Raw genomic sequence first — 19349 nt, 5'->3', positions numbered from 1 at the left:
TGCAGAAGCTGTGCAATGATAAAGGCTTAACAAATTAAAGTTGTATGTTTTTGCACCTAATGAAGTGGCCGGCCATTTGTATAAGTTTTATGTTTGAGTCAATAAAGATTGATATGAAAAATTATTTAATAACATAAAAAAGGTTACCTCCGAAGAGATAACCTTTTTTATGTTATTAATAAACGCGTTCTACTTTTCCTGATTTTAATGCGCGAGCAGAAACGTATACTTTTTTAGGTTTACCGTTAACTAAGATTTTAACTTTTTGAACGTTAGACTTCCAAGTACGTTTTGAAGCGTTCATTGCGTGTGAACGAGCGTTTCCAGTTTTAGTACGACGTCCAGTTACTGTACAAACACGAGCCATTAGTAAAAACCTCCTTACTTCACATTCTTATCTAAGACTCCTATTAATTTATCATACTTTTTGTGGATTAGCAAGTTTTTTTGAAAGAAATGCAGAGAATAGTCATGTTAAGGCGGTTTTACAACTTCTAGATGACATTTTATATTTGTCAATGTGTATAATATATAGTAAAATTGAAAGTAAGAATATAGCGATGAGGGAGGTTTGTCACATATGACAGTCCAAATTAAAAATGAATATGGTCGAATTGACATTTCAAGAGATGCCCTTTCAACAGTCATTGGAAATGCAACAACAGAATGTTATGGTGTTGTCGGGATGGCTTCAAAGAATTTAGTTAAAGATGGTTTAGCTGTTGTTTTAGGAAAAGAAAACTATAGTAAAGGTGTTACACTGCGCGCAGATGAAAATAATAAACTGATTGTAGACTTATATGTAATTGTCGGAATCGGAATTAAAGTTTCAGAAGTATGTTTTGAAATTCAGAAAAAAGTTCAATATGTGATCGAAAAAACTTTCGGAGAACATGTTAAAGAAGTTAATGTGTTTGTACAAGGAGTTAAAGGGTTAGATCGCTAGGAGGAGTATTATTCATGTCGTTGAAACAGATTAATGGTATCGTATTTAAACAAATGGTAATTAATGGAGCTAACAACTTAGCGAACAGATCTAAATATGTAGACCAGCTTAACGTATTCCCTGTTCCAGATGGTGATACAGGGACGAATATGAGTATGACGATGACGGCTGGAGCTAAAGAATTAGTTTCTTTAGAAGAAGCTTCAATTGGAAAAGTTGCAAAAGTTTTATCACGTGGTTTATTAATGGGTGCACGTGGAAACTCAGGTGTTATTTTATCACAATTATTTAGAGGATTTGCAACAGGTCTTGAGGGGAAAGACGAAGCGGATATTGAAGATATTGCTAAAGCCTTAGAAAGTGGAGTTAAAACAGCATACAAAGCTGTTATGAAGCCTATTGAAGGAACAATTTTAACCGTTGCTCGTGAATCTGCTGAAGCAGCTGGTGCAAAATATGAAACAGTTGAAACAATTGTTGATTTATATGATTTAGTAGTAAATGAAATGCAAATTTCATTAAATCGTACACCAGAATTATTACCAGTTTTAAAAGAAGTTGGTGTTGTTGATAGTGGTGGACAAGGATTACTTTATATTTTTGAAGGATTCTTAAAAGCGTTAAAAGGAGAAACAATTGTTTTAGAAGCTCAAACAGAAGCAACAGGAGAATCTGCACAAACAGCTTTATCGAGTGATGAGGTAGAATTTGGATATTGTACAGAGTTTATCATCCGTTTAGATGAAGAACGTACACCATTTAAAGAAGATGTCTTCCGTGGACGTTTAGAGAAATTAGGAAACTCAATTGTTGTGGTACAAGATGAAGATATCGTTAAAGTACATGTTCATACATTAACACCAGGTGATGCGTTAAACTTAGCACAAAAACACGGTGAATTCGTGAAGTTAAAAATTGAAAATATGACGGAACAACATAATGAAATTATTGGTCAAAATGCACCACAATCAGAACCAGCGAAACGTGAACAAGCTGAATATGGAATTATTTCAGTGGTAGCGGGAGAAGGAATTAAGCATTTATTTGAAGAGCAAGGATGCCATTATGTGATTGAAGGTGGACAAACAATGAACCCTTCAACAGAAGACTTCTTAAAAGCTATTGATGAGTTAAATGCTAAAAATATTATTATCTTACCAAACAACAGTAATATCATTATGGCAGCTAATCAAGCCGCTCAAGTAACGGAAGATGTTAATGTCGTTGTTGTCCCATCAAAAACAATCCCACAAGGATACACAGCTTTAATGATGTTTAATGAACATGCATCAGTAGAAGATAATATAGAAGAGATGAATCAGGCGATTACAGAAGTGAAATCTGGACAAGTGACATATGCAGTTCGTGATACACAAATGAACGGTGTAGACATTAAAGAAAACGACTTTATCGGAATTTTAGATAAGGATATTATCGTGTCTGTTCCAGAGCGTTTCGAAAGTGCTTGTGCTTTAGTGGATAAAATGATTGATGAAGATAGTGAAATCGTCACAATCCTATACGGTGAGGGTGTCGATGAAGATGAAGCAGATGAATTAGCTGAATACATCGAAAATAAATACGATGACGTTGAAGTTACAATCTTCGACGGTCAACAACCTGTTTACTCATACATTATCTCAGTAGAATAATTTACAAAAGATGTGAGGTTTCACCTCACATCTTTTTTATGCTTTGAATGCCTAAACTGTTTATGCTAAAATATCAATTAGAGAACACTTGTTCACCAAATCATTTAAAAAATAGTTGAAAGGGCGTGATGAAATGTCACTAGCAAGTATTCCTGTTGAAAAAATAAAAGGGGTAGGTCCTTCGCTGCTTGAAAAATTACATCAATTAAAAATTGTAAGTGTGAAAGATTTACTGGAGTATTTTCCTTATCGTTATGAAAACTTTGAGTTAATTGACATTCATCGCGCCATGCATGAAGAAAAAATTACAGTTGAAGGGAAAGTTATTACAGCTTGCCAAGTTCAATACTATGGAAAAATGAAAGCACGTATGACGTTTAATGTGTTAGTGAATCATGAGGTTGTGAAAGTCGTTGTTTTTAACCGTACTTTCTTAAAAAATCAATTAAAGCTAGATACATTGATTACCGTGACAGGTAAATGGGATCTCGGACGTAAAGTGATTACTGCTACTGATATAAAAATGGGTACAGCAGATGGACGAGGGATTGAACCGGTCTATTCCCTAAAAGAAGTTCCACTTAAAACGTTCAAAAAGATTGTAAAAGAGGCCTATGATCAGTATGCGATGCAATTACGTGATGACCTCCCGCTTCAACTCAGACAACAGTATCGTCTCATTTCTTATGAAGATGCGATATTGTTTTCACACTTTCCGGAAAATAAAGAGCAAGTACGACAAGTTCAACGACGTGTTAAATATGAAGAATTATTAAAATTTCAATTGAAAATCCAATATTTACGTTATCAAACGAAAAGTGAGCGCCAAGGAGCAGAGAAGATTTTTGATGAACACCAAGTTATTGAATTTATGAATCGACTGCCATTTACGCTTACGGATGCTCAGAAAAAAGTATTAGAAGATATTAAACAAGATTTGCGTTCGGGAAGTCGCATGAATCGTTTATTACAAGGGGACGTTGGATCAGGGAAAACAGTCGTCGCGGCGATTAGTTTATTAATGGTTATGCTATCTGGGTATCAGACGGCGTTAATGGTGCCGACAGAGATTTTAGGACAACAGCATTATAAATCACTCTTAGAACTCTTTAAGCCTTATCCGGCGTTTAAAATTGAGTTTTTAAGTAGCTCGGTTAAAGGGAAACGCCGACGAGAAATTTTAGAGCAACTAGCGAGTGGTGAGATTCATTTAATTATCGGAACGCACGCCATTATCCAACAGGATGTCATCTTTAAGCAACTTGGACTTGTTATTACGGATGAACAGCACCGATTTGGGGTTAATCAGCGAAAGATGTTGCGTGAAAAAGGGGACTTTGTTGATGTTTTAATGATGACAGCAACACCTATTCCACGTACACTTGCGATTTCAGCATTTGGAGATATGGATGTCTCGATTATTAACCAATTGCCACAAGGTCGTAAACCGGTGGAAACGTTCTTGATCGATAGCTCCAAACTCGATCGTGCACTTGGATTTATTCAAGAAACGATTTTAGATCAAGGGCAACAAGCTTACGTTATTACGCCACTCATTGAAGAATCGGAAGCGATGGACGTTCAAAATGCCGTTGAAGTGTATCATTTATGGCAACATCATTTTGAGGGGAAAGCAAAAGTTGGATTAATGCATGGACGTTTATCACAAGCTGAAAAAGATGCCGTCATGGAAGATTTTGTCGCGAATCGTTCGCAAATTTTAATCTCGACAACGGTGATTGAAGTTGGGGTAAACGTTCCAAATGCGAACTTAATGTTGATTTATGATGCACACCGATTTGGACTTTCACAGCTTCATCAGTTAAGAGGGCGTGTCGGTCGTGGAAGTCAGCAAGCTTATTGTTTACTCATGAGTGATATTAAAAATGAGCAGAGTTTAGAGCGTTTAAAAATTATGACAGGAACAACCGATGGATTTGAAATTGCAGAGGCGGATTTAAAACTTCGTGGACCAGGGGATTTCTTTGGTGAAAAACAATCAGGTGCGCCAGTCTTTAAAATGGCAGATCTCGTTGAAGACTATAAAATTCTAGAAGTTGCGATGCAGGATGCTTATCATCTTGTGAGTTCAGATGAGTTCCATCATAATAATGAATTCTTAGGACTTCGTGATTATATTCAAGAGACTGTTGCCAATGAAATGCACCAATTTGATTAAAATAGTATTCTTTCTGTTATAAAATAGTTTATAATGGTAATTAGTGAAATAAAATAGAAGAGATAGGTGAACAAATACATGATTAAAATCGGATTAGATGCCATGGGTGGCGATTTTGCGCCAGAACAAACTGTCTTAGGTGCCTATGCTGCTGTTGAAAAATTTGATGATATTGAAATTAGCTTATATGGAATTGAATCAGAAATTCAAAAGTTTATGAAAGAACCACATGACCGTATTAAAATTGTTCATTGTGAGCAAGTCATTCCGATGGACGTTAAAGATCCTGCGATGGCGATTCGTAAATTTAAAGATTCATCAATGGTTCGTGCGTGTAAAGATGCGAAAACAGGTGATATTGATGCCGTCGTTTCAGCTGGAGCAACAGGAGCATTAATTGCAGCGGGAACATTAGTCGTTAAACGTTTAAAAGAAGTCGAGCGTCCAGCTTTAGCACCAGTGATGCCAACGATCAAAGAAAATAAATATACTATTTTATGTGATGCGGGAGCAACAAGTGACGCCAAACCTCAATATTTATATCAAAATGCTAAAATCGCTTCTATTTATGCACGTGAAGTGATGAATATTGAAAATCCTACAGTTGCGCTTTTAAATATTGGAACTGAAGATGGAAAAGGAACTGACTTACAAAAAGAAGCATTCGCCTTAATCGCAGCGGATCCAACGATCAACTTTGTTGGGAATATGGAAGGGAAAACGATGATTGCAGGTGAAGTGGATATCATTGTAGCAGATGGCTATTCTGGAAACATCGCTTTAAAATCAGTAGAGGGAACGTCTAAATCGTTATTATCATTAATTAAAGAAGAATTAATGTCATCCACTCGAGGTAAAATTGGAGCTTTATTATTAAAGCCAGCGTTTGCCCGTATTAAAAAGCGTATGGATGCATCAGAAGTTGGTGGTGGAATTTTATTAGGAGTTTCAGCGCCAGTTATTAAAGCACATGGATCATCAGATTCAATTGCGTTAATGAATGCGATTCGTCAGGCACGCGAAACGGTATCTAAAGATGTCGTAGCAAAAATTAGTCAGGCATTAAAAGCAGAGTAATGAGTGAATGATTTCGGCGAAAATATCATCTATTTTCGTCGAAACACGTCGTCTTAGCTTGAATCACTTGTGAAATAACAGGAAAAGGGTTATAATTATTTGGTCTTTGAATGGAGGTGAAAACACATGGCGTATTTAGATCAATTAACGGAGTTTTTAAAAGAAAATAAGATCCCATTTAAACAACTTGACCGTTATTGTCAAGCATTTACACATTCATCATACGTCAATGAACATCGTCACCTAAAAATTGAGGATAATGAACGTCTTGAATATTTAGGAGATGCAGTCTTAGAGTTGACGGTATCGAATTACTTATTTAATTTAAAACCTGCGTTATCTGAAGGGGAAATGACTAAAATTCGTGCCCAATTAGTCTGTGAGCCGTCTCTAGAGTCTTACGCGCGTAATTTAAATTTAGGAAAGCTAATGTTGCTTGGTCGTGGTGAAGAAAATTCAGGTGGACGTGAACGTCCAACTGTCTTAGCGGATGCATTTGAAGCATTTATCGGTGCGATGTATCTTGATTTAGGAATGGATACCGTGTATTCATTTGTTCATACGATTATCCATAAAGCTTATCAAAAAGGTGAAGTCACACAAGTCTTTGATTATAAAAGTACCTTGCAAGAACTTGTACAGGCTGACTCTAAAAAGGCAATCGAATATCGTATTGTCTCTGAAACAGGTCCAGCCCATAATCGTTCATTCGAGGCGATCGTTTTATTAGATGGCATCACATTAGGTCGTGGAATCGGTAAAACAAAGAAAGAGGCTGAACAACAGGCAGCTAAGGGAGCTATCGAAATTTTAGCAAAATCATGTGAGAAAAAATAATCTCATGAAGGAAGAATGCAAAACTCTATTTGTTTAAAATATGGTTTTGCTTTCTTCTTTTTCTTTTATAAGGAGGAGGCGACTATGTCTTATTTCATTGTAACGGGTGCTTCATCAGGAATTGGAGAAGCAATGTGTGATGTTTTAGCTCAACAAGGACATGATCTTATCATTGTAGCTAGACGAGTAGATCGACTTAAACAAATAAAAGCAAAGATTGAATCTAACTATCTACGCGAGGTCATCATAATGCCAGCTGATTTATCTGATCTTAGCAGTTTAAAACAGTTGCATGAAAATTGTCAAAGTTATCACGTTGTAGGATTAATTAATAATGCGGGTTATGGCTTATATGGTGAATTTTTAAATCTTGATATTGAAGATGAATTTAATATGATTGATTTAAATATTAAAAGTGTTCATTATTTAAGTAAGCTGTTTTTAAAAGACTTTGTCCGTCAAGATGAAGGATATCTATTGAATGTCGCCTCGACTGCTGCGTTTCAATCAGGTCCATTAATGGCAACCTATTATGCGAGTAAGGGATATGTCTTGCAGTTAACAGAAGCGATTGCAAAAGAACTAGAAGCAAAACAATCAAAGGTTGTAGTGAGTGTGCTTTGTCCAGGACCAGTTGATACAGAGTTTCAACAAAAAGCAGACATTAAAGTAGCAAAGTCAATATTAAAAGTTCCAACGGCAAAAGAAGTCGCAGAGTATGCGTATCAAGAGTTGATGAAAGGACAGACTTTAATTGTTCCAGGTCTTTCTAACCGAGTGTTACTCTTCTTCAATCGCTTCATTCCAAGAAAGCTAGGATGTCAAATTGTCTATAACACACAACTAAAGAAAAAATAAAAAATCGTCATTTCGACGATTTTTTTCATTAAGATTATTAGAATTTAGGTATGGAATAAGCTTAAGTTTTTAATAGTGATAAAAATCAAAAGGAATATATTGTAAAATGAAAAAAGTTATGTTAAACTTAAATAGTCGCAAATATTAAATTAGCGCTTGTAGCTCAATTGGATAGAGCATCTGACTTCGGATCAGAGGGTTGTGGGTTCGACTCCTGCCAGGCGCGCCATTTTGATTTTTATAGCCCATGGCTATATCATAGATAAAAAGCACTTTAGAGTATTCTAAAGTGCTTTTTACATTTAGATGGTCATAACACCACCGAATTTTTCAAGGTAAGCTTGGTGTTGTTTATAATTAGGGTCATACATTCCTACTTTACGCCAGAATGAACGGTCATGATTCATATGGTGAATGTGACAAAGCTCATGAATGACGACGTAATCAATGACGTTGGTTGGAGCCATTGAAAGCTTGTAATTAAACGTTAAATCTTTGTTTGAATTACAAGTTCCCCATGTGCGAGGGGAGTCAACAACGGTAATTGATTTAGCTTTGACGCCAATGATTTTTTCGAAATGAGTGACACGTTTCTTTACATACTGTTTTGTCTTTTTCGTATATAATTTCTTCAGTTGGGATTGAATTTCGACTTCTGTTTCAGGAATTTCATCTAGTAATTTATGAAGTGGGAATCCTTTTCCTAAATATAAAAATAATTCTTCATTATCATATGATTTTTGATTTGAAATATATTTTCGATTGTTTAATTTTTCTTGAAGATTTAATAAAAACTTTGATTGAGATTTCATATAGGTCATAATTTCATCTTCACTTGTTTTAGTCGGAACTTTTAATGTCAGATATCCTTCTGGGCTGACATCTAAGTTTATTTTTGAACGTTTTGAAAATTGAACCTCAAAATAAATTGGCACCTCATTAATAATAATTTGCATCTTATTACTCCATTACTCTTTAATCTTTTGTTTTATTATAACACAAATGAAAAAAAGATGACCGTTTATTCAAACTTCTTAACATTCGTGAGTAAAAAATTCATTGCTTTTATTTAGACGCTTAAGAAGATAGATCAACGTCATGTAATAACATCTGATTAAGGAAGGGCTATATTGTTTGTATGGGGACGATTAAATATTGATGTGGGGAATGCAATTGCTAAAAAAATAAGTATTCTTTTAAATGTGAAAATAGTAGTCGTTTTTATAGATATTTCCTGGGAAAATGTCGAGTGTTTTGGATAAGTGAGTATGGTGATTCATGTGCTTTAAAAAAGTAAGTGCATAGCTTAATTTTTTTGCATATTTCATTCATCTAAGCATACAGTTTAATGTGACGCAGGGCATTCTGCCAATACGAAAATGATAGTCGCATCAGATGTATTTTAAATTGTATAAGCAAAGGGAGAGAGAAATATGTGGAAAGATACTAACAATGGTTCTGTTAAACAATTCGAAACTAGACAAAAAGAGGTAGTCACAGTAGAAATTAAAAAGAAAGAAGGCGTTGCAGTCGTTGTACGTCCAAATTATGAACAGGTCATTGCAGGAATGCGTGATAACCAGGTGAAAATTTGGAATGATTTATTATTTGATCCTGTGAGTTATCATCAAATTAAAACTAAAATGGAGGCGTTATTGGTTAAAAAAGAAGCTAAAGGCAACGATAAGTCAAAGCGCCGCTAATTAAATACAAAGGCTCTGTTTTAGAAGCGTGTTGATATTTCTTTAAAACATACTAATTTACTTACATCATTGTTCGATAACTACAAGATATATAGTAGTTAATATCAATGGTTTTAAACCTCAACATTTATTTAAAACACAACCTAAAAAAGATAAAACTTTTTATTTCTCCTATTACAATCAAATCCTAAGATAGAAACGCTTTACATAAGTTGTGTAAAACTGTTAAAATAAGTATAAAACGGGGAATAAACATGAAGAAAACATTTTATTTAATGAGACATGGGCAAACACTGTTCAATGTTCGTCGAAAAATTCAGGGGGCTTGTGATTCACCTCTAACAGAGCAAGGAATCATTCAAGCAAAAGAAGCGGGAGAGCGATTAAAGGGAATTAACTTTGACCATTTCTACAGTTCAACAGCTGAACGAGCATCTGACACCTTAGAATTAGTCGTTGGTGAGTCCATTACTTATCAACGTCTAAAAGGATTAAAAGAAATGAATTTCGGAACCTTTGAAGGTGAAAGCGAAGACTTAAATCCAAAAACGCCAGAGGGATATAAAGACTTTTTCGTTCCTTATGGGGGAGAATCTCAAGAAGAAGTGAAACAACGAATGAAAGAAACTTGCCTTGGGATTATGGAAAAAGACGATCATCAAATCGTCTTAGCCGTTTCACATGCGGGAGCTTGTTTTCATTTCATGAGAAACTGGATAACTGAAGAGGAAGCAAAACAAGCGATGATGAATGGTGCTTTTTCGAATTGTGCCATTTGTAAGTACGAATATGAAAATAAACAATTCAACCTGATTGAAATAATTCGCCAAGAAAAATAAAAATGTATAATCTTGTAAAAAGTTTGGTAAAAGTGAGTGACGAGGAAGATAAATTGAGGTATGATAAGCACCTGAATATAGGATCATGGTTCATATAGGTACTCAATTTTTAAAGGTTGTCTAAACCAATGATTTACCCCAGTATCAATACCCTTAACAAACTATTTTTACCTATACTGTTAAACTAAGAACGATTTAAATAAAAACCTAATCCATTTAAATCATAGGTTGTGTTTTAGAAGAGTGTAGTTAATATTAATCACTTTAACTATCAACATTTATTTAAAACACAGCCAATACAAAAGAGGTGTATCCAAATTGATACACCTCTTTTTCTATTTGATTAAGTCATAAATTTCAGATTTAATTTGTTCATAAATCCCTTCAATAATTTGAAAGTTCATGGCTTTAATATAAATTTCTTCTAATACATCATGGAGTTTTTTTGCTTCGCCTAAAGCAGTTGTTCCTTTTTTTATAGTTGCTTTATATAAACTGGCGATTTCAGCTAATCGATCGGCATTAGCTTCATCGGTACCTGGAGTAATTAACGCTTCATACGTATCAATCACTTCATCTGTTTCAAGACTTGGAAAGTATTCATGAGGAGCCGTTGAATCGAAGAAGCAGATGTTTAGTTGAGGGATTAAAACCATATCTAATGATTCAGGGTCGAATGAACAGTGATAAATTTCAGTATCATACCCTAATGTTTCACTTTTTTTAGCTAATTCTTTTAAAAGTGTTGATTTCCCTGTTCCAGGACGACCTTTAATGAAATAACGTTTTAAATCATGTGTTAAGTCTTCAATGTAATCCACTGAACCAGTAGGAGTTGATGCACCAAAGAATCGATGTTTAACAGTTGGAGTATGGTCAATTGAAGGATATTTTAATAAGGTTTCGCAAATAACGTATCTAAATTGAGGAGCTAGGTTAAAATCCATCTCATCAATATAAATTTTTTCCCATGCATCATGAATTTTTAATGCATGAGCATATTCTGAATAAAGTCGTTCATAACAGGCACTAATTTCATGTTTTAATGAAAGAATCTCATCTTTATAAGGGGAAAGTTTTTCTTTATCCCAAGCGATCCCTAAGTTGACGTATTGCTCAATTGCACCAGGAGCCGTTGGCTCAATCACATGTGGCGCTGTCCCATCAACAATTCCAACTTTTAAAGCAGGAATTAAAACACCATCTAATGAACTTGGATCAGATGAACAATAAATAAACTCAATATCGTAACCTAAATCATAGAAGTCAGCGCCAATTTCTTTCATCAACGTTGATTTTCCAGTTCCAGGCCCTCCTTTTAAAATATATAAACGTTCAAGCCCTTGAAGATTTGACTCAAAATAATTACAAAATCCACGGGAACTATTTGCACAAGCAAAATACCCTTTAATAGTTGCTGTCATTCAGATGCCTCCCTTAAGCTCACAATACATTATCCATTATTATCTTATGGGACAGTGCCTAAAAGGTGAATAATATCTTAAATTTTGTCTCAGGATGTAAGTGTTTTAACAATGGTTCTTGGATTGAAGTCTTTTTAAGATTATGTTAGAATTAATTTTGGAAAAGATTATCTTCTGTATACATAAAGTGGATAATATTAAAAGTAGAAATAACGGATGAAAATATTAGAATAGGTAAAGGTGAAAAACATGTTTATTGTTAATTTAATTCGTGGTTTTTTTATGGCCTTAGCAGATAGTGTGCCAGGTGTATCAGGAGGAACGATTGCATTTATTTTAGGATTTTATGATGAATTTATTGGATCATTAAATACACTTGTTTCAAAAAATAGCAAAGAGGAAAAAATTCAAGCATTACAGTTCTTGTTAAAAATTGGAGTTGGATGGGCTATTGGGATGATTACATCCGTTTTATTCTTAGCTTCAATCTTTGAAGAGCATATCTATAGTATTAGCTCTGTCTTCATTGGATTTATTATCTTTTCAATTCCATTAATTATTAAAGCGGAGAAAGAGACAATTAAAAATAAATATCTAAATATTGTTTGGACCATTACAGGGATTTTAGTGGTCGTAGCCATTACGGTCTTTAATCCAGTAGCGGGTGGCACAGGGTTTGAAGTTTCGTTAAGTCAGTTAAATATTGGATTGATTTTATATGTATTTATTGCTGGAATGATTGCCATCTCAGCTATGGTTTTACCAGGAATTTCAGGATCAACTTTATTGTTAATTTTCGGATTATATACAACGATTATTAGCTCAATCAAAGAAGTGTTAACGTTTAATTTTTCGTATTTACCTATTTTAATTGTATTTGGATTAGGAGTTATGATCGGGATTTTATCAACGATTAAAATTATTCGCCATTTCTTAGAAACAGCACGCCCTCAAATGATTTATTTAATTTTAGGATTAATGATAGGATCATTATATGCTGTTTTTATGGGACCAACGACATTAGAAGTTCCACAACCTCCAATGTCACTTAGTACCTTCAATATTATCTTCTTCATTATTGGAGGGGCCGTTATTATTGGATTAGAACAGTTCAGTAAAGTTATTGAAAAAAAACATAAATAATTGAGAAATAGCTGATGATTGTCAGCTATTTTTTAATAGCGTGTGATAAACATTTCCTTAATGAAGTAAGGCAAATTTCTATATTATAGTAGTGTTTTATTTTTATAAGTTGTATTGATAAACAAATTAAGTATAGTTACTCTTTGAAAAGAAACTAAATTTTTTTAGAGATAGGAGATAAGGGATTAGTACTTTTAACTGAAAGGTTGAAAGTCTTCCTTTGCTTTGTATTAAATGAGTGGGTAATGATTACACTTTTTTAAGTTACCTAAGATAAAAGAAGACTTTTGATTAAAGTAGAATAATAAAAAGAACTCGCTTCAAACGAGTTCTTTTTCATTTATAGTTTTTTTACCGATTGTCGTACAATTAGCTCCGGTTCATAAACATATTTAATCTCATAATCAGGATTTTCAATCATCATTAAAATAGATTCGGCTGCTAATCGTCCAAGCTCTTTTCCTGGATGAGTCACACTCGTTAAAGAGATCGTCCCGATTTGACTTAAGCTCGAGTTATCAAAGCTCACAAGCGATAAATCCTCAGGAACTGATAATTCGCTATTTGATAACAATTGCATTAACTTCATTGCAATTTGATCGTTGTAACAAACAATCGCCGTTGATTGATCTAATTTTTTTAGTAGAGTAGGAAGATTTTCGATTGAGAATTGTTGTTCTGCATTTTCAGTTGAATACCAGATAATCGTTGATTCATCCACGGATAAGTTTTGATCATACATTTCAGTTAAAAATCCTTTATAGCGAAGATTCCCTTGTATGTCATCATATTTGAAGATTCCAGTAATCTTTTGGTGTCCCTGCTCAATTAAATAGCGTGTGGCTAAGCGGCCCCCTTTTTCGTCATCGACGACAACGAAATTACAGTTTAGTGACGAATAGTAGTTGTTAATGAAAACAACTGGAATCCCACGATCAGCAAACTGACGATAAATATCAAGATTTGGATTTGGTAAAGCAGATTTTGTACCTTCAACTATTAAACCATCAATATCTGATTTTAAGAGTGATAATAATTGTTCTCGCTCATTATTAATCCTATTTCTTGTTAAGCGTAACGTCGTATTATAACCATTACTCGATAAAACTTTCTCCACCCCAGAGATGATTGCAGGAAAAATATAATCATCTAGATTCGTTGTCACCAATCCAATATTTTTAGAAATTGTTTTAGCTTCAGAGAAAATCTGACTAACATAAGTCCCGCTTCCTTGTTTTTTAAGAATTAATCCTTCTTTTTCAAGAACAGAAATGGCTTGGCGAGCAGTTTGACGACTAATTGAGAACTTTTCACACAATTGATTCTCACTGATTAACTTTTCTCCCGCTTTAAAGGTATGATTATAAATATTTTGTTTAATCCACTCTGCAACGGCTAAGTATTTAGGTAAGTTTTGATTAAGAATAAATATCGCCCCTTATCAAGTCATTTTTGTTTTTAAAAAAAGTTGTCTGTTAATAGTATATATTTTTTTTACAGAGTTAAGCAATGATTTTGAAGTAATTAAATGAGCTTGTATCATCCTTGAAGAATTGATAGTACAACTTGATTTGAAATGAGTGATTATGTCAATAATCCATAAAAAAAACGATATATAAACAAATAAGTAGTCTACCTCTCAAGTAGCAAGTAAAAAATACTGATATGTTGTACCTATCGAGACAGCCTATCGTCCAGGGGTCACCTAGCAGTTTCACTTGTGAAACAATCCACCATTGCTAGGGAATGGGTTCCCTAGCATTTTGGAAGAAAATGTATCATTCACTGATAGGGCTGGGTCACCTAGCGATTTCTGAAAGAAATCTATTCCTCCATTACTAGGGCTTGGGTCACCTAGCGATTTCTGAAAGAAATCTATTCCTCCATTACTAGGGCTTTAAATTTTCTCTGAAGAAAGTTTATCTGGACTTATATAGTAGCTGTCAAAATATAACCTGTGTTACTTTAAATAAAAATCACAAGACAGCAGGAGTGTGAAATCTTGAGGAAGACATAATTAGTTAATATAACATCTTCATAAGGGCCATTAGTCATCAATCGTAGTCGAATATCCAAAGTCATAGGATGAGTTTTATATCTTTATCACTAGATGGGATACCAGGTTGTGTTTAAATTCGGATAAAAAAATTGTCAATTGACGATTTTTTTGTATGTATTTCCTTGGTAATAAAGTAAGAAACTTGTCGATAGTTTGGAACCTAATTTCATTGACGGTTCTTGTAAAAAAAGCTTATAATGAGAACAAATATTCGCTTTTTTGAGGAGGAAATTGGTTTGAGGTTTTTACATTTAGGAGATTTACATTTTGGTAAAATTGTTAATTCATTTTCAATGATTGAGGATCAACAGTATGTGTTAGAGCAGGTAAAAGAGTATGTTAAAAAGTATAAACCAGATGCTGTTTTGTTAGCAGGAGATATTTATGATCGAAGTGTTCCACCTGCGCGTGCGGTTTCATTGTATAGCCAGTTTTTAAGAGATGTATTAATGGAGTTAAAGACGCCAGTTTTGGCGGTCGCAGGTAATCATGATGGGGCGGATTTAATCAGTTTTGGTCATGAATTATTTGAAGCTGCTCATTATTATGTAGCGGGGCGTTATACGAAAGAGATGAAAAAAGTAGTTCTACAGGATGAGCATGGACCTGTGAATGTTTATTTACTTCCCTTTGCTGATTACGCGGTTGTACGTGAAGCGCATCAAGATGAAACCATTAAATCACTCGATGAGGCAATGAGGGTCACACTTGAATCTAACCCGATTAATAAGGAAGAGCGTAACGTGTTAGTGACGCATGCGTTTGTTGTTGGTGGAGAGGACCCACAAGAATCAGACTCAGAGAAAAAATTAGTGGTTGGGGGAAAAGAGTCTGTTTCTGCTACACATTTTGAGCCTTTTGATTACGTCGCCCTCGGACATTTACATCGAACACAAAAAGTTGGTAGTGATAAAATTCGTTATAGCGGTTCGTTACTCAAGTATTCATTTTCAGAAGAAAATTATCAAAAATCGGTCACGATGATTGATTTAAGTGGAACAGGAGAGCTAACGTGTGAACTTTTACCGTTAACGCCAAGACGTGATTTAAGAACGTTAACAGGACAGTTAGATGATTTGTTGAATCAACCAGGTAGCGAGGATTATTTACGTGTCATCTTAACGGATAAAGGCCAATTATTAGAACCGATGGCAAAGCTACGTCAAGTGTATCCGAATGTGATGATTCTTGATCTCCTTGAAAATAATAGTGACTTTAAAGGAAGCGGATTAACAAAGAAAGCTCGTGAACAAAAAACACCTGAGCAATTGTTTGCTGATTTTTACGAACATCACAAGGGAGAAACCATCCATGAAGAAGGAGCTCAGCTTATTACACAATTAATTCAACAATTGAGAGGGGAGTGTTAACATGAAGCCATTGTCATTAAAGATTACGGCTTTTGGGCCTTATGCGAAGCAAACGACGCTGAATTTTAAGGAAGATTTAGACGGGCAAGATATTTTTGTTGTGACAGGACCAACGGGTGCAGGTAAAACAACGATTTTTGATGCCATTTGTTATGCGCTTTATGGTGAAACGAGTGGAGGTAGTCGTACAGGAAAAGAGCTCCGCAGTGATTTTGCAAAGGATAGTGAGTTAAAAACTGAGGTTGAGTTTAGTTTTAGAGTGAAGGATAAAACGTATCAGATTACACGTGCCCCCCAGCAACTTCAAAAGAAAAAGCGTGGAGATGGATTTAGAGAAGTTCCTGCAACAGTGGAGTTACTAGAGGTAGGAAGTGAGCAGGCGCCAATAACGAAGGATGGTGAGGTAAAAGAGCAAATTCAACAAATCATTGGATTGAAAGTTGAGCAATTTCGTAAGATTGTGATGATTCCACAAGGAGATTTTAAAGAATTTTTGCTTGCGAATACAACGAATAAAGAAGAGATCTTACGTAAGATTTTTGGAACTGATTTTTATAAAACGATTCAGGAACAGCTAACTCAACAGGCCAATGCACTGAAGCTAGAGGTGGCAGATACACAAAAGTCAATTCAGGCAGAGTTAAAGCTCATTAAAACGGATGAAGAACATGTGATTGAGCTAGAACAGCCATTAACGAACGTATTAGCAATAGCTAAAGATCAGCAAGCCGTTTGGAAAGCATCGGCGAATACGTTAACTGAGATGTCAAATCGCTTAGATGAAATGATACAAGAGCATCGCACTCATCATGAAGCGGGAATGAGATTGAATGAGAAGTTTACACAATATGAACAAGTGATTCAAACACTAGAACAATTAAATCATTATCAAGCCTCGATTTCAGAACGAGAAAAACAGATACAAGAGGCAAAATCTGCACAAGGTCTCATTAATTTAGAGAATGAGTGTCTGAAATATCAAGTCCTGCAACAGGATACAGCAACGAAACAGCAGCAGTTAATGCACTCATTAAAAGAGTGTGAAACAGAGTTCATTTTAGTAGAAAAGTGCTATACTGCCATAGAGTCATTAAGACAGGAAATTGCTAGTTTAATTCAGTCAAAGAGTGACTTAGCACGATACATCGAAGGAGTCACTCATTTAGAACAAAAATGTCAGTTACTTGAGAGTCTTAAAAAAAGTGGGCAGACATTAAAGACTGAACTTGAAGTCGAAGAAGGTCGTTTAATCGTGTTACGTCAAGAAGTGTCACGATTGGAGCAATTGACATTGCAATTAGCGACTTTTAAAGATCAACAACATACGTTAAATTTGAAACAGTTGAAATTAAATGAAGATTTTGAATATGTTCAGTCACTGGTTAATCGACTCCATTCGTATGAAAAAACAACGAATTTGATTGAAACACAGCAGATTTATTATCAGCAATTGATGAGTGACGCTACGACTCAGCGTCACGCTTATGAACATCAAGCTGAGTTGTTCATTAATGCAGCCGCCATACGATTAGCGAATGAATTAAAGGTGGGTCAAGCTTGTCCGGTCTGTGGGTCTTTAGACCATCCAAATCCACGTCGTAGTGATGAAAAGATTTTGTCGAAAAATGAGCTCGACCAGTTTCGCTTTGAGGTAGAATCATTAGAAAATAAAGTGCGTCAAGTCCAACAGGAGCTAACAGTGTTACAGACTACCCAATCAGAAGAGCAACGCTCATTAAATGAATTGGTTCAAACATTACAAGGACGACATGTCGTTTCATCTGATTTCAGATTAAATCAAGAAGTCGCTGATCAGTTAAGTGAGGTGTTAAGAAAAGAGACTCATGAATTAGTACAATTAATTGAAAAAGTTCATTTAGATGTTGAAAGATTAGAGAATGAGATTCAACGATTGACACAATTGAAGCTTGAGATTGAACCATTAGAGCAGCAGATTGATCAAAAGCAAGGTGTACTTCAAGAGCAACGAGACCGTTATAAAGCTGAACAGCGTTCAAAAAAAGATTTAGAGGAAAGTATTCCAGAAAACTATCGTTCATTAGACGTATTAAATCAAATGATGAGTGAGGTCGAATTGAGAAAAGTTGAACTGGAACAAAATATTTCTTCAAGTGAAGCAGATTATCAACGAGTCACGACACAAATCGCTGGTTTAAAAGCGGCTATTGAAGAGGTTAATCAACAATTAGCTTATTATATTGAACAGTTTGAGCAATCTAACGAGGCCTTTTTTGAACAAATTCAAACTTATTTTGAATCAGTTGAACGTTATGAAGAGGCAAAACAGTGGATTGAATTATTAGCTCAACTTGAGCAACAGGTTCAAAATTATTATCAAGAGCTTCATACGGCAACGAAGATGCAAGAAATGCTTCAAGAAGAGTTAAAAGGTAAAGATCGTGTCGATTTAAGTGTCTTGGAAGAAATGATGGCTGAACTTGATCGTCGAAAAGCTGAAATAACGAAAGATCGTGCGACATTAATGGCGAACCTTGAACAAAATGAGATGATTCTAAACTCTGTCACCAAAAAATATCAAACGATTCAAAAACGAGAACAAGAGTATGCGATTGTTGGTGAGTTAGACTCATTAGCCAATGGACGTAGTGGTGGAAAGATGTCTTTTGAAACATATGTGTTATCCAGCTACTTTGATGAGGTATTAGCGGCAGCTAATGCAAGACTTCAGAAGATGACCTCACGACGTTACTATTTACTTCGTCGTGAAGAGGTTAAAGGTGTAGGGCGTAAAGGATTAGATTTAGATGTTTACGATAGTCATACATGCAACAATCGTCCCGTCAATACATTATCAGGTGGTGAGAGTTTTAAAGCTTCGTTAGCACTTGCATTAGGGCTTTCAGATACAGTGCAACAAAATTCTGGAGGAATTCAATTAGATACGATGTTTATTGATGAAGGATTTGGAACGCTTGATTCGGAGTCGCTTGATCAAGCAATTGATATTTTAATGGAGTTACAGGATCATGGTCGATTAATTGGTGTAATTTCACATGTGAATGAATTAAAAGAAAGAATTCCAGCTAAATTAGTTGTTGAAACGGATGGTGCAGGAAGTCAGGCTTATTTTAGAAAATAGTACAGAGAAGTTAAGTTTTATCAAATTTAGAGGGTACAAAAGAACTTAATCATTGAAAAACCTGAGAAAATCTATCACTTTAGTGTTGATTTCTCAGGTTTTTCTTTGTTTTTTTACAATATTTTAGATATCAAATTAAGA

At 34.8% G+C, this 19349-nt stretch carries 15 protein-coding genes and 1 tRNA gene; 12 read left to right on the top strand and 4 right to left on the bottom strand.

What is annotated here, in order from left to right:
- Window positions 1-175: 175 nt before the first annotated feature.
- Window positions 176-367 carry a 50S ribosomal protein L28 gene (gene rpmB, locus NEH74_RS02320; RefSeq protein WP_055245030.1) on the bottom strand — a complete coding sequence of 64 codons (192 nt, stop codon included), beginning with the start codon at window positions 365-367 and terminating at the stop codon, window positions 176-178.
- A 213-nt stretch (window positions 368-580) separates the two neighbouring features.
- On the opposite strand from rpmB, the gene NEH74_RS02315 reads away from it, so the two are divergent.
- The 7 genes from NEH74_RS02315 (at window position 581) to NEH74_RS02285 (ending at window position 7778) form a co-directional block, all read left to right on the top strand.
- The gene (locus NEH74_RS02315; RefSeq protein WP_055245032.1) at window positions 581-946 is read left to right on the top strand and encodes an Asp23/Gls24 family envelope stress response protein; all 366 of its coding nucleotides are present in this window, start codon (window positions 581-583) and stop codon (window positions 944-946) included.
- A 14-nt stretch (window positions 947-960) separates the two neighbouring features.
- Complete coding sequence (locus NEH74_RS02310; RefSeq protein WP_055304467.1) at window positions 961-2598, top strand: DAK2 domain-containing protein; 1638 nt, start codon at window positions 961-963, stop codon at window positions 2596-2598.
- A 133-nt stretch (window positions 2599-2731) separates the two neighbouring features.
- Entirely contained in the window at window positions 2732-4777 is a 2046-nt protein-coding gene (recG, locus tag NEH74_RS02305) for an ATP-dependent DNA helicase RecG (protein WP_055274832.1), read from the top strand.
- 78 nt (window positions 4778-4855) lie between these two features.
- The gene (gene plsX / locus NEH74_RS02300) at window positions 4856-5854 is read left to right on the top strand and encodes a phosphate acyltransferase PlsX (RefSeq protein ID WP_055245037.1); all 999 of its coding nucleotides are present in this window, start codon (window positions 4856-4858) and stop codon (window positions 5852-5854) included.
- 126 nt (window positions 5855-5980) lie between these two features.
- Complete coding sequence (gene rnc / locus NEH74_RS02295; RefSeq protein WP_055245039.1) at window positions 5981-6691, top strand: ribonuclease III; 711 nt, start codon at window positions 5981-5983, stop codon at window positions 6689-6691.
- A gap of 84 nt (window positions 6692-6775) precedes the next feature.
- On the top strand, window positions 6776-7549 hold the full coding sequence (locus NEH74_RS02290; RefSeq protein ID WP_055304465.1) for an SDR family NAD(P)-dependent oxidoreductase: 774 nt from the start codon (window positions 6776-6778) through the stop codon (window positions 7547-7549).
- Between the two features lie 152 nt (window positions 7550-7701).
- Window positions 7702-7778, top strand: a tRNA-Arg gene (locus tag NEH74_RS02285).
- Window positions 7779-7851: 73 nt separating this feature from the next.
- On the opposite strand, the gene NEH74_RS02280 is transcribed toward NEH74_RS02285, so the two are convergent.
- Window positions 7852-8505 carry a M48 family metallopeptidase gene (locus NEH74_RS02280; RefSeq protein ID WP_055304463.1) on the bottom strand — a complete coding sequence of 218 codons (654 nt, stop codon included), beginning with the start codon at window positions 8503-8505 and terminating at the stop codon, window positions 7852-7854.
- Window positions 8506-8982: 477 nt separating this feature from the next.
- Here NEH74_RS02280 and NEH74_RS02275 point away from each other — a divergent pair, with 477 nt between their 5' ends.
- Both NEH74_RS02275 and NEH74_RS02270 read left to right on the top strand, forming a co-directional pair.
- Window positions 8983-9252: a hypothetical protein gene (locus NEH74_RS02275; RefSeq protein ID WP_055245150.1), complete on the top strand. Its 270-nt coding sequence runs from the start codon at window positions 8983-8985 to the stop codon at window positions 9250-9252.
- Window positions 9253-9506: 254 nt separating this feature from the next.
- The gene (locus NEH74_RS02270; protein ID WP_055245152.1) at window positions 9507-10091 is read left to right on the top strand and encodes a histidine phosphatase family protein; all 585 of its coding nucleotides are present in this window, start codon (window positions 9507-9509) and stop codon (window positions 10089-10091) included.
- A 335-nt stretch (window positions 10092-10426) separates the two neighbouring features.
- Here NEH74_RS02270 and NEH74_RS02265 read toward each other — a convergent pair whose 3' ends face one another.
- A complete protein-coding gene (locus tag NEH74_RS02265) occupies window positions 10427-11515 on the bottom strand; it encodes a PRK06851 family protein (protein WP_055245154.1) in 1089 nt (362 codons plus the stop codon).
- Between the two features lie 249 nt (window positions 11516-11764).
- On the opposite strand from NEH74_RS02265, the gene NEH74_RS02260 reads away from it, so the two are divergent.
- On the top strand, window positions 11765-12658 hold the full coding sequence (locus NEH74_RS02260) for a DUF368 domain-containing protein (protein WP_055245156.1): 894 nt from the start codon (window positions 11765-11767) through the stop codon (window positions 12656-12658).
- 340 nt (window positions 12659-12998) lie between these two features.
- On the opposite strand, the gene NEH74_RS02255 is transcribed toward NEH74_RS02260, so the two are convergent.
- Entirely contained in the window at window positions 12999-14084 is a 1086-nt protein-coding gene (locus NEH74_RS02255) for a GntR family transcriptional regulator (protein ID WP_082411169.1), read from the bottom strand.
- A gap of 869 nt (window positions 14085-14953) precedes the next feature.
- On the opposite strand from NEH74_RS02255, the gene NEH74_RS02250 reads away from it, so the two are divergent.
- Together NEH74_RS02250 and NEH74_RS02245 are read left to right on the top strand one after the other, a co-directional pair.
- Complete coding sequence (locus NEH74_RS02250; RefSeq protein WP_055304461.1) at window positions 14954-16087, top strand: exonuclease SbcCD subunit D; 1134 nt, start codon at window positions 14954-14956, stop codon at window positions 16085-16087.
- Between the two features lies 1 nt (window position 16088).
- Window positions 16089-19208, top strand: coding sequence for an AAA family ATPase (locus tag NEH74_RS02245; protein ID WP_262941033.1), 3120 nt, complete (start codon window positions 16089-16091; stop codon window positions 19206-19208).
- Window positions 19209-19349 lie beyond the last annotated feature (141 nt).

It is taken from the genome of Turicibacter sp. GALT-G1 (assembly GCF_025594995.1).
GTDB lineage: Bacteria > Bacillota_I > Bacilli_A > MOL361 > Turicibacteraceae > Turicibacter > Turicibacter bilis.
This window is presented reverse-complemented; position numbering and strand designations above follow the sequence as displayed.

Coding starts and splice junctions, on each gene's coding strand:
- NEH74_RS02270 (WP_055245152.1), top strand. CDS start 9,507: ATGAAGAAAACATTTTATTTAATGAGACATGGGCAAACACTGTTCAAT.
- recG (WP_055274832.1), top strand. CDS start 2,732: ATGTCACTAGCAAGTATTCCTGTTGAAAAAATAAAAGGGGTAGGTCCT.
- NEH74_RS02315 (WP_055245032.1), top strand. CDS start 581: ATGACAGTCCAAATTAAAAATGAATATGGTCGAATTGACATTTCAAGA.
- NEH74_RS02275 (WP_055245150.1), top strand. CDS start 8,983: ATGTGGAAAGATACTAACAATGGTTCTGTTAAACAATTCGAAACTAGA.
- NEH74_RS02280 (WP_055304463.1), bottom strand. CDS start 8,505: ATGCAAATTATTATTAATGAGGTGCCAATTTATTTTGAGGTTCAATTT.
- NEH74_RS02290 (WP_055304465.1), top strand. CDS start 6,776: ATGTCTTATTTCATTGTAACGGGTGCTTCATCAGGAATTGGAGAAGCA.
- NEH74_RS02310 (WP_055304467.1), top strand. CDS start 961: ATGTCGTTGAAACAGATTAATGGTATCGTATTTAAACAAATGGTAATT.
- rnc (WP_055245039.1), top strand. CDS start 5,981: ATGGCGTATTTAGATCAATTAACGGAGTTTTTAAAAGAAAATAAGATC.
- NEH74_RS02245 (WP_262941033.1), top strand. CDS start 16,089: ATGAAGCCATTGTCATTAAAGATTACGGCTTTTGGGCCTTATGCGAAG.
- NEH74_RS02265 (WP_055245154.1), bottom strand. CDS start 11,515: ATGACAGCAACTATTAAAGGGTATTTTGCTTGTGCAAATAGTTCCCGT.
- plsX (WP_055245037.1), top strand. CDS start 4,856: ATGATTAAAATCGGATTAGATGCCATGGGTGGCGATTTTGCGCCAGAA.
- rpmB (WP_055245030.1), bottom strand. CDS start 367: ATGGCTCGTGTTTGTACAGTAACTGGACGTCGTACTAAAACTGGAAAC.
- NEH74_RS02260 (WP_055245156.1), top strand. CDS start 11,765: ATGTTTATTGTTAATTTAATTCGTGGTTTTTTTATGGCCTTAGCAGAT.